General features: G+C 53.3%; 15 protein-coding genes. 6 read left to right on the top strand and 9 right to left on the bottom strand.

Annotated features, from left to right (window positions below; all coding sequences use genetic code 11):
- The first annotated feature begins 51 nt into the window (after window positions 1-51).
- The 6 genes from PORAS_RS01035 to PORAS_RS01010 all read left to right on the top strand — a co-directional run bounded on the left by PORAS_RS01035 (window position 52) and on the right by PORAS_RS01010 (window position 5,202).
- Window positions 52-444: an ISAon1 family transposase N-terminal region protein gene (locus tag PORAS_RS01035; RefSeq protein ID WP_013759848.1), complete on the top strand. Its 393-nt coding sequence runs from the start codon at window positions 52-54 to the stop codon at window positions 442-444.
- Between the two features lie 37 nt (window positions 445-481).
- Window positions 482-1,534: a transposase gene (locus tag PORAS_RS01030; protein ID WP_245528033.1), complete on the top strand. Its 1,053-nt coding sequence runs from the start codon at window positions 482-484 to the stop codon at window positions 1,532-1,534.
- A 226-nt stretch (window positions 1,535-1,760) separates the two neighbouring features.
- A complete protein-coding gene (locus PORAS_RS01025) occupies window positions 1,761-3,077 on the top strand; it encodes a leucine-rich repeat domain-containing protein (RefSeq protein ID WP_004330536.1) in 1,317 nt (438 codons plus the stop codon).
- Window positions 3,078-3,504: 427 nt separating this feature from the next.
- The gene (locus PORAS_RS01020) at window positions 3,505-4,011 is read left to right on the top strand and encodes an RNA polymerase sigma factor (RefSeq protein WP_004330472.1); all 507 of its coding nucleotides are present in this window, start codon (window positions 3,505-3,507) and stop codon (window positions 4,009-4,011) included.
- Window positions 4,012-4,051: 40 nt separating this feature from the next.
- Window positions 4,052-4,594: a hypothetical protein gene (locus PORAS_RS01015; protein WP_013759845.1), complete on the top strand. Its 543-nt coding sequence runs from the start codon at window positions 4,052-4,054 to the stop codon at window positions 4,592-4,594.
- Between the two features lie 74 nt (window positions 4,595-4,668).
- A complete protein-coding gene (locus PORAS_RS01010) occupies window positions 4,669-5,202 on the top strand; it encodes a DUF4252 domain-containing protein (RefSeq protein ID WP_004330496.1) in 534 nt (177 codons plus the stop codon).
- A gap of 386 nt (window positions 5,203-5,588) precedes the next feature.
- On the opposite strand, the gene PORAS_RS01005 is transcribed toward PORAS_RS01010, so the two are convergent.
- From PORAS_RS01005 to PORAS_RS00965, 9 genes are all read right to left on the bottom strand, one after another.
- Complete coding sequence (locus PORAS_RS01005; RefSeq protein ID WP_013759844.1) at window positions 5,589-6,068, bottom strand: Csac_0668 family 2Fe-2S cluster-binding (seleno)protein; 480 nt, start codon at window positions 6,066-6,068, stop codon at window positions 5,589-5,591.
- Entirely contained in the window at window positions 6,058-7,539 is a 1,482-nt protein-coding gene (gene rlmD / locus PORAS_RS01000; RefSeq protein ID WP_013759843.1) for a 23S rRNA (uracil(1939)-C(5))-methyltransferase RlmD, read from the bottom strand. Before rlmD ends, PORAS_RS01005 begins: the two co-directional genes overlap by 11 nt.
- 3 nt (window positions 7,540-7,542) lie before the next feature.
- Window positions 7,543-8,940 carry a phosphoglucosamine mutase gene (gene glmM / locus PORAS_RS00995; protein ID WP_013759842.1) on the bottom strand — a complete coding sequence of 466 codons (1,398 nt, stop codon included), beginning with the start codon at window positions 8,938-8,940 and terminating at the stop codon, window positions 7,543-7,545.
- A 94-nt stretch (window positions 8,941-9,034) separates the two neighbouring features.
- Complete coding sequence (locus tag PORAS_RS00990; RefSeq protein ID WP_013759841.1) at window positions 9,035-9,664, bottom strand: DUF4827 domain-containing protein; 630 nt, start codon at window positions 9,662-9,664, stop codon at window positions 9,035-9,037.
- A gap of 46 nt (window positions 9,665-9,710) precedes the next feature.
- Window positions 9,711-10,799: a DHH family phosphoesterase gene (locus PORAS_RS00985; protein WP_013759840.1), complete on the bottom strand. Its 1,089-nt coding sequence runs from the start codon at window positions 10,797-10,799 to the stop codon at window positions 9,711-9,713.
- Between the two features lie 154 nt (window positions 10,800-10,953).
- Window positions 10,954-11,868 (bottom strand): adenosylcobinamide-phosphate synthase CbiB, encoded by a 915-nt coding sequence (gene cbiB / locus PORAS_RS00980; protein WP_013759839.1) that lies wholly within the window; start codon window positions 11,866-11,868, stop codon window positions 10,954-10,956.
- A gap of 1 nt (window position 11,869) precedes the next feature.
- Window positions 11,870-12,889: a pyridoxal phosphate-dependent aminotransferase gene (locus PORAS_RS00975; protein ID WP_013759838.1), complete on the bottom strand. Its 1,020-nt coding sequence runs from the start codon at window positions 12,887-12,889 to the stop codon at window positions 11,870-11,872.
- On the bottom strand, window positions 12,886-14,367 hold the full coding sequence (locus PORAS_RS00970; protein WP_013759837.1) for a cobyric acid synthase: 1,482 nt from the start codon (window positions 14,365-14,367) through the stop codon (window positions 12,886-12,888). The genes PORAS_RS00975 and PORAS_RS00970 overlap by 4 nt, the downstream gene beginning before the upstream one ends.
- On the bottom strand, window positions 14,360-14,890 hold the full coding sequence (locus PORAS_RS00965; RefSeq protein ID WP_013759836.1) for a histidine phosphatase family protein: 531 nt from the start codon (window positions 14,888-14,890) through the stop codon (window positions 14,360-14,362). The genes PORAS_RS00970 and PORAS_RS00965 overlap by 8 nt, the downstream gene beginning before the upstream one ends.
- Window position 14,891: the final 1 nt, after the last annotated feature.

Raw genomic sequence — 14,891 nt, 5'->3', positions numbered from 1 at the left:
CCCCCAAATGAATGAGGAGAGCTTTTCGCCCTCCCCCTTACCACCTCAAATATGACTAAAGAACTAGATTGGATTGAGCTATTCGCTCCACAAGAAATTCTCCGAGACTTTAACTTCGAGAAGTTGGTTGAAGAAAACGGCATTTACCGCATCTTTATGGTAGAGAAAGATGACGCTGCCCATATCCCCGCAGAGTTGAAAAAAGAGGTCAACGGAGATCTTTCAAACATAGTCCTAGACGGCTATACGAACTACATTGAGTTGCAGACCTTCCCAGCTATGGGCAAGGAGGTCTTCCTCTACCTCAAGCGTCGTCGCTGGAAGGTAAAACAGGACCAGCGACAAGAGGAAAAGAGCTACTCCAACAGCTACTCATACAATGAAAAAGGCATGAAAGCGACCAAGGCTTTCGGCAATTTTTTAAAAGAAATTGATTGGGTCTAAGCCCACCAGTATCGGGCAAGTCGCCTACTGTATGGGGATGAGCTCGAAGAAACTCTTTCGCTGGTACAAAGATGTCTTGAGCGGATACAAAAGCCCAGGGCACCAACGCCATTTGCAGAAGACTGGAGCCTCACGATCTCTAGGGTCTTCTGCTAAAAGCCCTGTAAGTTCTGATCTAAAGATCCCCATTCTCAATGAGAAGAATATGGGATCCATCATCTGCATAGACGAAAAGAACATCAACGGGGATTGCTACACCATCGTGTCGAACCCAGAGACGAATAAAATCGTCCTGATGGTCAACACGCTCCGAGCCTCCCAGATCGTCTATCTAATGAGATCAAACATCTCCCAAGAAGCACTTTTCGCAGTCTCTTGCGTAACCCGTGATATGGCTCCAAACTACGACTGGGTGGCTCGTGAACTCTTCCCCAATGCCTATCAAGTTGCGGACAAATTTCACGTTGTCAAAAACATCATTGATCAAGTCCAGTCAGTAAGAATACGCTACCGCCAAGAGCTTCTACGCAAGCAACGGGAGCTGGAGGAGGCGAGTCGCAAACGGTCTAAACTGCAGCCCGCCCCCAAAATCCAGCAAGAGCTCAAAGAGTTCAAAAAAGAGCTGTCCAATGGAGATACCCAGCTACAGCTCCTCCAGCGCAGCAAAGGGTTACTACACAAGCTTCACAACGAGCAGACAGCCAGTCAAAAGCTACGCGCTCGGCTACTCTTTAGACTTTTCCCAGACATCAAAGAAGCGTACAAATTCTCCGTAGCGCTACGGAAGTGGTACCAACGTCCTATGCGAAATGGTACCTCCATAACACCCTCCCGACACCTGTTGGAGTGTAAGAAAAAAGCACTTCTAGAGATCATCACTAATCACCTCAGTAGTCCATGTGAAGAGGTCAAGAACATCGCTCACTTTATGGTCAAGCACATAGGAGAGATCTGCAACTACTTCCTCGGCTATAAGACCAACGCTTCAGCAGAAGCACTCAACCAGAACCTCCAACGCTTTATCGCCATCAACTATGGAACCCGAAATAGTGACTTCTTCCTCTACCGCATCGCCGTTCACTTCAGTTAGTTTTTTGCGTGTGGCTTTCTCCCCAGCACCTCAAAATAGGAATTAGCCCAATTTCGCAAGCCTCGGCTAGTAATTTAGGGGAAGCTGAGGGGGCTTCTTGATTTAAAGAGTTTTTTACTACCTTAGCCACTGGAAGTAGAGGTGGGGTGCACAGTTCACGAACTTAGGAGTCTCCCTCTACCTCCCTCTGGCACTCGGCAATTCATCTATAGACAATTTCAATCGTATGAAACAGTATTACCGTACGACTATCTGGCGTTTTGTGGCTGGACTGGTCATCACGCTATGCGGGGCTGCTACGATGAGCCTACGAGCTCAGGAGCAGCAAGTTATCACAATACAGACGAAATTCAACGTCGGCGACTCTGTTTATATGAAGGTCGTCTCTAAAGATGGCGCAGAGGTGCGAGCTACGGGACTATCCGCACCTATCCTCGAGCAGACCTGGAGGAAGTATGCGCTGACCGATCAGACTGTAACTATCACGGGGCCGGTCAAGTACTTAGCTACCTTTAAGAATGGAGTGACGGACATTACGTTTGACCACGCCAATTATCTAGACCGTATTGACTGCGAGGAGAATGAGCTTACCCATCTGGACTTTAGCAATGCCCCACAGCTGACGATGATCTTCTGCCACAAGAACCAACTGACCTCTCTAGACATCTCACAGTGCGACAAGCTCACTTGGGTTAATTGCTCAGAGAATAAGCTCTCCCAGATCGATCTAGCTAATAAACCAGCTCTCAGTCAGTTTGTCTGCTCCGAAAATCCTCTCACTGAGTTCAATGCCTCAGGAGCGACAGCCCTGAAGGCACTAGAGTGTACGCACTGTGGTCTGACTTCACTCGATCTATCGGCCAATAAGCAGCTGCAAGGGGTGGCCTGTGGCTACAACCAGCTCACGGAGTTGATTACGACCGGGTGCACCAAGCTCAATACTATTTATTGCGAGCGCAATAAGCTCCAGAGTCTAGATCTCTCCACCCTGACAGCTCTTCAGAGCCTCAACTGCTACCTCAATGAGATCACGACCCTAGACTTCTCCGCTTGCTCATCGGCTCACCAGCTTTACTTGGAGAATAATAAAATATCCCGAGAGCAGATGCTGGCTCTAGTCAAGTCTCTACCTATCACCAGTGCCAATGCTGAGAAGCCTGCTCAGATAGCCGTATACGATGAGTCCTATCCCCTAGAGGAGAATGTCTGCAGCAAGGAGGCGGTACAGATCGCTCGAGATAAAAACTGGGCTGTACTCTACTACACGAAAGATAAGAAGTACGCGCCCTATAACGGAGCAGACGACCAAAACATAGAGCGTCCGTGGCAGGCGACGAAACCTATCGTCTATCCTACGGTCACCTCTCAGAGTCTTCATCTGACCGATCCAAATGTGCCGAGTGTCACTTGCTATACGGTCACTGGAGAGCATCTCTTTACGATCTCAGATCCAGGTGATACGCTAGATGTATCGACCCTCCCCGAGGGGGCTTATATCTTACAGGCTGGCGACCTGGTGACACGCTTTGAGATACGTAGGTAGGGTAGTTGCAAGGAGCTGTCGAGACGACCTTTTTACGCTACTCTGTCAGACTGCAGCGCTTTTTTTTTCGGGCGGTGCGTGATAGCCCCGTGGAAAATTGCAAATCTCCACGTGGCTATTTTTTATTTTCCACGTGGAGACGTTTTGATTCCTCCGAAGTTTCATTTGATTCCTCCGAAGTTTCATTTGTCGCCCACGTGGAGAATTTTTTTTCTCCACGTGGAGATTTGAGAATTTCCACGTGGAGATCTGATGCTTTCCGTTCGGGGGCATAGTGAAAATTGGGCGAGAGTTACGATCTTAGTCCTATCCGCTGCAACATTTCGACGACTCACTCGTCTTAATGGTGTACGACGCTCTTTTGGATCGTTGATCCGAGCGTAGTTTTAGTTATACATTGAATAGTTTTTAGTTTACAGTGATTACAATGGATGGAGCCACTTTCATACAGACCTACGTCCCCCTACGGCCGACGATCCTACAGGTCTGTATGGCTCTTCTATCCAACGAGATGGAGGCTGAGGATGTGACCCAAGATGTGCTCATCAAGCTCTGGGAGCAGCGAGACCATCTGGAGGAGGTCGCCTCACCGAAAGCTTACGCCATCCGCATCGCTCGTAACAAATGCATCGACACGCTACGGGCCCCTGCGCAGCGTCTGCGCAATGCAGAAGAGCCCACAGAGCTGGAGATGCCTCTAGTCACTACAACACCCCAAGAGCAGCTCATAGCTAAGGAGCAGCTAGCACGCATTGACGACTGGGTCGCGACCCTCCCCGAGCAGCAGCAAGAGGTGTGGAGACTACGACAGGAGATGATGCTTACCAACGATGAGACTGCCCAGCGCATGGGTCTCAAAGAGGTGACCGTCCGATCGATGATATCACGACTGCGCAAGGAGGCGAGAGCACTCTTTGCCGATATGAAGCCGTGAGCCACATACCTCTTCATTTATATAGACTACATAAGCCACTATGATACATTCATCACACGATATAGAGCAGCTACTAGAGCGTTACTACGACGGTTTGTCTACGCCCGACGAGGAGTTTGTACTCTATCTAGCACTCCTTCAGGAGGAGCCTGGGTCTCCATACTATGCCGACCGCATGCTCCTAGAGGCTACATTGCAGCGTGCTGCCACACAGACGAAGAGCTCAGAGACAGAGCCATCCCTATCTTATCAGACCACTCCACGGTGGAAGGTGTGGGTGCGTAAGTACGCAGCCGTCGCCGCTGTACTGATCGTGGGCGGTGTAGGAGTCTCCGTCTTCCAGTGGGGGCGCAACAGCCGACAGGCGGAGCTATCCCTACGCAATGGTCAGCCCATACCACAGGAGGAGGTCAATGAGTATACGCTTGCCGCTTTGACCAAGCTAGGTGACTGCGTGCAGCTGTGCTCTGAGCAAAATGAGGAGATAGACCAACTTTTCGGCCGCCTGCAGGACTCTTACCAGAGTTCGATGGAGAAGATTCCCTTTGTCTCAGAGGGTGGATGGACCCTGACGGGCGATTGATCTCATCTATGACTGCAACAATCTCCCCTCTCAAACGACTTATATATAGAACCTCTGATACAGACACACAGATTATGAAATCATATACTACTCATCTCTCACGCCTGAGCATCATCGCACTATCGATGATCCTCCTCGTGGGACTCCCAGCATCAGCTCAGCGTAGCTCTACCCGTACACGTATCAATACATCCAAGCTTCTAGAGACTAAGAATATAGATGTCGTATATATCTCCCCCGCAATGCTACAGAGCGTCCCCAAAGCGAGTCTCAAGATAGACGGGGCTGACGCTATGTCGGGTATCATGGACGGCATCACATCGATACATATCTACACCTCCTCCGACCGCAAGGCCATACAGGAGCTACGTCGTACCTTCGCTCCAGTCATAGAGCTGCGTCACTCAGACCTTGAGCAGCTGATGTATGTCAAGGACGATAACGGGGTCGTCAACTTGATCGGACAGCTACAAGGAGACAATGCTACCGAACTATATATGATCGTCTCTGGCGATGACGAGTACACGGTGATCAACTTCTCGGGCAGCTTCTCCCGCCGAGAGCTCGAGAAAGCGGTCACTCAAGACAATCGCAAGCGCAAGAAGTAACTCTTGTCGCTTGTCCCCCCTAGACCCACTACTTAACCTTTCAATAAGAAGTACCTACAAACGGGCTACACGTTACTGTAGCATCTTGTGAAGCGTGACCATACGTGAGTACCGTACGCGCTCCATACACGGAGAGCCCGTGAGGCACCGTGTGGCAAGACTGTTTTGTGATTAGTTTTAGTTGTAAATTGAACAGAAGCGACGAGAGGGAGCCCCACCACGGGGACTCCCTCTCTTGCTATCTGTATCTGTTTGGTCTCTCGCTACTCCGTACGCTCCAGCAGCACGACATGCTCAACCCCTATGGTTATGGGGAACATATCCACGCTCGTAGATGGAAACATATCAAAGATTGGCTCTCGTTTGTAGGAACATATCGACTGTAATTATTTCCTTTTCAAGCCTTTATCGATAGCTTCCTGAATAATCTTATGACAACAAACTCCCAACGGATTGTTTTCTTTACAATTAGAATTTTTCATTGCCCCAGTGATGGCATTTACTTCTTTTACGGATTTCGCGCCATGCTTTACAACTGCTTCAATTACCTGATTTTCTGTGACTTCGCTACAATAACAAGCATACTTAGGATCTGCATCTTTCTTAAACCAGATAGGAACTCTAACTTGGTCTTTCAAGAATTTTATTTCATTATCTAAGTTATAGTAAACAACGTCGCAGTCCTCGTTCATGCAAATCTTATATTGATCTCCGTTAACAGCATTACGATAATCATCTACCACTAGATGTTCAACAGTTACTTTACTAACGGAAATCCCTTCATTATTACATACAGGACAATTGTCTTTAATTTGATCCGGCTTTTCTGTTTTGCATCCACAACAACATTCATTATTAATCTTCATCTTCCCCTATTTCTATATCTAAATGATGTTCTGTATTTAGTTTGGACAACAGAGCTACCGTCTCCACGTGATGCGTATGGGGAAACATATCGACAGCGCAAGCTCGCACCGCCCGGTACTGCCCCTCAGCCATGAGGAGTGCTAAGTCTCGTGCCTGGGTCGCTGGGTTGCAACTGACGTAGACGATGCGCTGTGGTGCCGCACGTAGGATCACATCGACGACAGGCGTATCCATACCTGCACGCGGCGGGTCGGTCACCAGAACATCAGGACGACCATGCGCTGCGACGAAGTCATCGGTCAGGATTGCTTTCATATCGCCCGCGTAGAAGGTAGCGTTCGTGATCCCATTCTGATCCCTATTGACAAAAGCATCCTCGACAGCCTCTGGCACATACTCGATCCCGATGACAGAGCGACAGCTTTGCGCCAAGTAGTTAGCAATCGTCCCAGCACCTGTGTAGAGGTCGTAGACCACTTCATCTCCCGTGAGCTGAGCATATTCACGTACCTTCTCGTAGAGCCGCTCCGCCTGCCGACTATTCGTCTGATAGAAGGACTTCGGTCCGATACGATAACGCAAGCCGTGCATATCCTCCTCGATGTATGGTGCTCCGCTGTAGAGCTGCGCCGGGAGATCGGCTAGGCTGTCGTTGAACTTCGTATTGACCATGTAGTAGAGCGACGTGATCTGGGGAAAGCGCATACGCAGTGCCTCCAAGAGCTGTATGCGCAGCTCCTCCGTACCCTCAGCAAAAGCTATCAAAACCATCAGCCCGCCCAGGGTCGTTGTGCGGATTAGCAGCGTTCGCATCACCCCCTCGTGCGCTCTTTGGTCGTAGTAAGGGTACTCCTCCCAGCGCGCTAGGCAGTAGTCGTTGAGGTAGTCTCGTATCTCCGAAGCTATCGGGTCGGCTATCTGACAAGTCACGCCGTGCAGGTCTAGTACCTTGTCAAACATACCAGCCTTGTGAAAACCCACCCCGCAAAGCTCCTGTTCGCTCGCCTCCTCGGGCAAGCTTTTGAGCTCCTCCTCGGTGAGCCAGCGCTTCTTGCTAAAGGTGAACTCGACCTTGTTGCGGTAGTGCCACGGATCCTCACAACCTACGATCGGCTCTGTCTCTTCGATTTCTATGTGTCCGATGCGGGTCATCGCGTCTGCGGCTTGCTGCGCCTTGCCACGGAGCTGCTCCTCGTAGGGTAGCTGCTGCCACTTGCACCCGCCACAAGCGCCGAAGACCTCACAGCGAGGCTCCACACGCAGTGGCGAAGGCTCTAGTAGCTCCTCGATGGTGCCTGTCATATAGCTCCGCTTGGAGCGACCGACGCGTATGCGACAGCGGTCACCGGGTGCTGCATAAGGGACGAAGAGCACCTTGTCCTCGACATGTGCTACACACTGCCCCTCGGCACCCATCCGCTCGATGAGTACATCGTCTAGATATCTAGGCTCTTTGCGACCTCTTGCCATAGGCTACTTGCTGGCTAGCTGCAGCTCGACGAGAGAGACGTACTGATCTGCTAGAGCCGATGCGGCCTCCTCGGTAGGAGCCTCCGTATAGACACGGACTATCGGCTCCGTATTGCTGGGACGTATCTGCACCCACGAGTCGTCGAAGTCGATCTTCAGACCATCTTCTGTCAAGGGCTTCAGCGAGACGACCTCACGCTCCAAGTTTGCAAAGAGCGCTCTCACGTCTGTCCCTGCAGGTAGCTCCACACGGCGCTTGCACATGGCGTAGTCGGGGTAGCGCTTACGTAGCTGGCTAACCGTCTCGCCGCTCTTTGCCAAGTGAGTGAGGAAGAGCGCGATGCCAACGAGCGCATCGCGTCCGGCATGCAGATGTGGATAGATGACACCGCCATTGCCCTCGCCACCGATGAGTGCGTCGGTCTCTCGCATACGCTTGACCACGTTGACCTCACCGACCGCTGCGGGGGTGTAGCTACCGCCATGCTGCTCGGTGATGTCGCGCAGAGCGCGTGTCGAACTCATATTGGAGACCGTGTTCCCGCCCTCATGATAGCCGAGGAGGTAGTCAGCGACAGAGACCAGTGTGTACTCCTCACCAAAGGGGTGCCCCGTCTCGTCAATGATCGCTAGGCGATCCACATCGGGGTCTACCGAAAAGCCCACATCGGCACGTGCTATGCGTACCAGCTCGCAGAGATCCACGAGGTGGCTAGGTAGTGGCTCTGGATTGTGCGCAAACTTACCATCGGGGGTGTCGTTGATCCCTCTCCACTGCTTGACGCCAAGCGCCTCAAAGAGCGGAGGCAGAGCGATAGCTCCGACCGAATTGATCGGATCGTAGGCGACCGTCAGCTCAGCCTTGCGGATAGCCTCCACATCCACCTCGGGGAGTGCGAGGATTGCATCGATATGCTTCTGCAGATAGGAGCTGGTAGAGATGACTTGTCCCAAATCTTCTACCGAAGCAAAGGGCACGGTGTGATCCTCTGAGAGACGCAGTACTTCGTTGCCTCGATCAGTATTGAGGAAGGTGCCGTCGCTCCCTAGGAACTTCAGTGCGTTCCACTGGATCGGGTTGTGCGAAGCGGTGATGATGATACCGCCATCGGCACGATGTCCTAGGACAGCCATCTCAGTGGTTGGTGTCGTAGCCAGTCCTATGTTGATTACATCGCAGCCCATACCGAGGAGCGTCCCGATGACCACTTGCTGCACCATCTCTCCCGATAGTCTGGCATCGCGTCCCACCACGATGGTTGGTCTGCTGATAGACTCGTAGAGCTTGATGTGCTGCGCATACCCCACGACAAAGTGTGCTATCGTCAGTGGGTTGAAACCGTCTGTCGGAGAGCCTCCGACCGTGCCTCGTATTCCAGAGATTGATTTGATGACCGTCATAGTATTGATTAAGTGTCTTGTTTCAAAAATGAGTAGCTAAGCGTAGCTGGCGTATCCCGCATCACGGGACAGCGTCAGAGATGCCCGTAGAAGGTTAGGACTCCTCGACAAACTGATACCAAACCTCCTCGCAATACATCGGTGCGCCCGCATTGTATGCCATGTTAGGCCCTAAGAGGAAGGGGATGAGGAGCCGTATCCTAGCACCATTGCCTACCATCGTGAGCGGATAGGCGATGCCCTCACACATCAGTGCGTCGATGGAGTGACCGTACTGCTCTTGGATCAGCTTGTAGTGGATAGAACCGGTGCGGTCGCGTGAGTTGATGTAGATAAACTCCGTGGACTGCTGATAACCCTTGGAGAGGTTGTCAAAGGCGTGGTTGTAGTCTGGTGCGATGAAGCGACCCTTCATACGTAGCATGACACGCGTACGCTCAGGCTTGGCCAGCTCGCCGCCTTTGTCGATGACCTGCATGTAGACTCCATTGGGGAACTTGTACCACACGTTGGGGTCAAACTCGCGCTGCTCCTCGACACCCTCCTGGACGTTCATCCCTTGCTCCTCAATGAAGTTGTCTATCATCTTCTTCTCGTCACGTAGCATCTCCGAGAGCGACTTGATATGCTGCTTGTCGCGACAGCTGGTCAAGGCGCCCTGCCCTAGTAGGAGCATCATGACAAGTGTCACGAGAGCGGTGATGGTATGGTTCGTTGCTTTCATATTTTTATTGTCTAATCTCTATTGTCTAATCTCTAACTTCTAACCTCTAATCTCTACCCCCCGGGTAATCCTGTACGAGCTGGCGCAGTCCCTGCCAGACGAGTGCTAGCGCGTCCGTCAGCGTGCCCTGATACTCAGCACCCGCAGCATTCAGATGCCCGCCCCCGTCAAAGAGTTTGCTCGCCACCTCATTGACCGGCAAGTTGCCCTGCGAGCGAAACGAGATCTTGACTGGTTCGTCTGGATCACGTTGCTCTCGGAGGAATGCGACGGCTCGTATACCCGCCACATCAAGGGGAACATTTACCAAGCCCTCTGTATCTCCAGGCTCTATGCCAAAGCGGTCGAAGTCCTCCTGCCTAAGCGTAAAGACCGCCACACCTAGATCGAGGTCGTAGGTCGTACGCTCATTGATGATATAGCCGAGGAGACGCTGGCGGTTTAGCTTGTCGCTCTTGAAGATCCGTAGCACGATCTCCTCATGTCTTGCACCGACCTCTAGGAGATGAGCGATCGTCCTAAAGAGCTTCGGGGTAATCGCACCATGTCGCAGGAGTCCTGTGTCGGTATAGGTAGCTGCCAGCAAGCAGGTCGCCATGTCGGCACCGCCATACAGCTCTAGCTCTCTCGACTCGCTACCACCGAGCAGCTCAGCTATGAGAAAGCCCGTAGCACACGCCGAGGTGTCGCTATATATCTCATCGACTAGTCCCATCTCAGGCTCTGGGTGGTGGTCTATCATCACGGAGCGCACCTCAGGCTTACCCACGATCTCAGCAACTAAGCCCTCAAGCGGGTTGCCGATACGCCCTAGATGGTTGAAGTCAACCAAGAGAAGTAGCCTAGCCTGAGCCAGTATTTGACGTATCGGCTCTAAGTCACTCTGAGGTGAGAGCTGATGTATCGTTTCAGCGCCAGGAAGCCAGAGAAGGTTGTCTGGCACACGTCCCACGACCATGATAGAGACCTCGTCAGCACCTCGTGCCAGCAGGTAGCTACGTAGAGCCAAGGCACTGCCTATGCAGTCCCCGTCGGGCGACTTGTGTCCTACGATGACGACACGACGCTCGCCCTCACTTCCTAGCGAGGTAAGCTCCAGCGTGTCTGATAAAGGTCTATTGCTAAGCTGCGACATAGAGATCGGGAAAGGTATACACCCGCAAAGATACGAAATTAGAGGTTAGAGATTAGAAGTTAGAGATTAGGGACCTTTTCTAGGCGTGCGTGGCTCTGGTGATCCTAGTGGCACTAGAGTCTCTAGCCTTTGGCTTTTACCCTTTAGCCGATCTTTAGCGGTAAAGGTAGGTGAGGAAGACGAGGAGACTGGCGAGCAGCGTGACGGCGATGACGATGCGGATGGTGCGTCGGAGTGTCTGTGCAGTGACGGCGTGGATTGGGGTGCCGATATAGGGTTTCTCGACGAGCATACCGTGGTAGATATTGGGCCCGCCAAACTGCACGCCAAGGATACCCGCCAGAGCCGACTCGGGATAGCCCGAATTGGGACTGGCATGCTTGCGTGCATCACGCCACACGGTGCGTACGGCTCGCCGACTCGGAGCCACGAGGAGCATCAGGAGCGCCGTGAGACGAGACGGGATATAGTTCGCAGCGTCATCGAGGATACGTGCAGCAAAGTAGCCGAAGTCTTTGTAGTGCTGGTCTTTGTATCCGATCATGGAGTCGAGCGTGTTGATCATTTTATAAGCCATCATGAGCGGCACTCCACCCAGAGCGTAGAAGCAGAGCGGAGCGATGACGCCGTCGGAGAGATTCTCCGCAAGTGTCTCTAGCACAGCGGTGCGGATCTGCGCAAAAGAGAGCTGCGAGGTGTCACGACCCACGATCCAAGAGAGACGCCTGCGAGCCCCCTCGAGGTCGTCAGCCGCCACATAACGCTCTACCGCCAAAGCTTCGCCGATCAAGCTCCGCGGACAGATCGCAAAGAAGAAAAAGATCGTTTGCCAAGCCAGTAGGGCATAGCGATAGTCCGCTAGGAGCCATTCGACAGCATAGAAGAAGCCCCACACGCCCAGCACGAGTATGAGGGAGAGTATTGTGCCTTTTGCCTTCTGGTGTGGCGGATGGTTGAGCCACCGCTCACCCCATGCGATGAGCTGACCAAAGAGTCGTATCGGGTGGAGCGCCCAGCGGGGATCACCGAGGAGCAGGTCGAGGAGGAGACCGAAGAGTAGCGGATACATACTACAAGTAGCTTGACAAACCTCGGAGTAACGCTTGACCAGCTTCTGGCGACTGCACTGAGAGGCGGAAGTGACGAGGCGAGAGGGAGCGGAAGTTGGCCGCATCACGGATCAAGACTCCATGCTGCGTGACGAGGTACTCCTTGAGCTGAGCTGCGGTGCCTCGTCCCTCATCTAGACAAGCGAGGAAGTAAGGTGTGGAACTGGGTATCAGCGAGACGCCGGCGATCTGCGCCACCTCGTGAGCGAGGTGCTGCGCCTCCCGCACTAAGCCTGTGGCATCTGGCAGTAACTGGTCATAATGCTGGCAGATGTAAGCGCCCGCCTCTAGGGCAAGAGCATTAACGCTCCAGGGCGAGCGGAGCGGTTCCAGGCGTGCCAGCAGCGAGGGGTGAGCAATGATGTAGCCGAGACGTATGCCTGGGAGCGCAAAGCTCTTGGTCAGCGAACGGACGATGATCAGATTGGGGTGATGCGCCACTTCGTCTAGGAGCGTCACCGCCTCGGCACAGAGCTCTGCGTAGGCTTCGTCCACGATCACGTAACTATCAGGATGCGCCGAGCAGTAATTGAGGAGGCCCGTACGGTGAGTGATGTCACCATCGGGATTGTTTGGCAGAGCACTCCAAAGAAGGTCAGCAGGGGCGCTTTGGTTGGCTATATCACTTGTCGGGATATAGGTAAGGTGATGCCGATAGAGCTGGCAGGCGTCTTCATACTCAGCAAAGGAGGGAACGGTGATGAGCGTCTTGCCTCCCGCAAAGAGATGCGCTAAGAGGTAGAAAGCCTCTGTCGATCCATTGGTCACCAGTAGCCAGTCGGGATCAAGGCGCCAGTGCTGAGCCAAGAGCTCTCGCAACTCTTTCGCCTGAGGGTCTGGATAGTGGGTCAAGCTCTCTAGTCGCCCTGAGAGATAGTCTATAATTTCGCCCGCATGGTTGCGATAAGGCACATTGCTAGAGAAGTCGTAGCGCACGAGCCCTCCGTAGCTGTATCGGTCGTCCCCGTGTCCTACTATCATACGTTACGTAGATTTTGTAGCATATACTCGATGTCTAGATGCTGACGCATATGCTCAGCAAGACGATCGTAAGCCGCTTCGCGCGTAGCAAAGGTGCGCTCTAGGTGGAAGGTTCGCTCCGGAGCTGCCTCGTGCAGAATCTGCTGCAGGATCGCCTCATTGTCCCAGATGCCGTGCATGTAGCTACCCCACAGGCGAGGAGAGACCCAGTAGCCGTCGGGCGTGTCACCAGCTCTCATGACTACAGGCGATTCGGGCGCATCGACGGGCTGCGTCACCCCGCAGTGTATCTCGTAGCCTTGACAATCGGGAGTACCCGTAGGGAGGTAGGTAAAAGTGGAGGTACGTACTGCCTTATTGCTCTGTAGTGTGGTCTCTGTGGGTAGCAGTCCCAGACCATCGACGGTGCGCGGCTCTCCCTCGACGCCATCGGTGTCGGTGATGCGCAAACCCATCATCTGATAACCTCCGCAGATGCCGTAGAGTGGTCGACCCGCCTTGTGATGAGCTAGGATGACCGCACCAAGTCCCTCAGCCTGTAGCCAGAGCAGGTCATCGATCGTGTTCTTACTCCCAGGGAGCATGATGATGTCCGCCTGGCGCAACGCCTCCGCATCGGAAGTGAAGTAGAGCGTGACGCCAGAGATGAAGCGTAGCGAGTCAAAGTCGGTGAAGTTGGAGATGTGCGGCAGTCGCACCACGGCCACATTGAGCGTGTCGGGTCGAGGCTGCGCAGCGTAGCTATCGATGGAGACTCCATCCTCGGCATCTATCTGCATATTGGGCAGGTAGGGGAGCAGCCCCACGACTGGCACTTTGGTCAACCGCTCAATGATTTCCCGCCCTGAGTCAAAGAGCGAGCTGTCGCCACGGAACTTATTGATGATGATCCCCTTGATTGCAGCGCGCTCTGCTGGGGGCAATAGCTCGATCGTCCCGTAGAGACTGCCGAAGATCCCCCCACGCTCGATGTCTGCCACGAGGTAAACGTCAGCTCCCGTACGCAGTGCCACCCGCATATTGACGATGTCCATCGGCCATAAGTTGACCTCCGAGATGCTCCCGGCACCCTCTATCACGATCGGGTTGTACTGGCTTGCTAGTCTGTCGAACGCTTTCATCGCCTCTACAAAGAGCGGCTTGCGCTGCTCCGCATTGAAGTATGAGCGTGCCGACTGATTGCCCACCGCCTTGCCGTTGAGGATCACTTGAGTCGTCTGATCGGCCGTCGGCTTAAGAAGGATCGGGTTCATATCGGTGTGACAAGGTATGCCGCATGCCTCCGCCTGCACCGCTTGCGCACGACCTATCTCACCCTCTTCGGGGGTGGGGTAGCTATTGAGCGACATGTTTTGCGCCTTAAAGGGAGCGGGCTTATACCCCTCCTGTAGCAAGATACGACAGATACCTGTCGCCACGATGGACTTCCCTACGTCGGAGCCAGTTCCGACGAGCATAATCGGCTTTAGCTTATTCATATTGATATATCTCTCCAAAGTTAACCTCTTGCGCCATCGCATCGCTAGGCGAAAGCTTGCCCAGCAAAATACGATAAGCACGAATTACCCCTGCGTGCGTCACAAGGAGTGTTTGAGCACTCGAGTCCCGCTCCGCCTCAAAGTCGGCTACCCGCGCCAGTAGGTCGTCGTGGCTCTCGCCGTCCGCTGTCTTAGCGTGCCAGTAGTCGGCAAACCACGCTCGTCCCGCCTCTTGCTCGTAGACCTCCTGCCAGGTGAGCCCTTCCCACGCGCCAAAGTTCAGTTCGCGCAGTCGCTCGTCCTGACGAATGGTCAGCCCCTTGGTCAGGGCTATCGCCTCAGCGAGGACAACACAGCGGAGTGATGGACTACTGTAGATCTTGTCTAGCCGAATTTCCCTCAGCTCTGCGATAATCTGCTGCGCATAGCGAGGGTACTCCTCCGAGAGTGGCACTTCGAGCCAGCCGTAGCAGATGCCTTTCGGTAGGGCAACAGGGGTATGACGCACGAGGTAGAGGCTCATA

The organism is Porphyromonas asaccharolytica DSM 20707 (genome assembly GCF_000212375.1).
GTDB lineage: Bacteria > Bacteroidota > Bacteroidia > Bacteroidales > Porphyromonadaceae > Porphyromonas > Porphyromonas asaccharolytica.
This window is presented reverse-complemented; position numbering and strand designations above follow the sequence as displayed.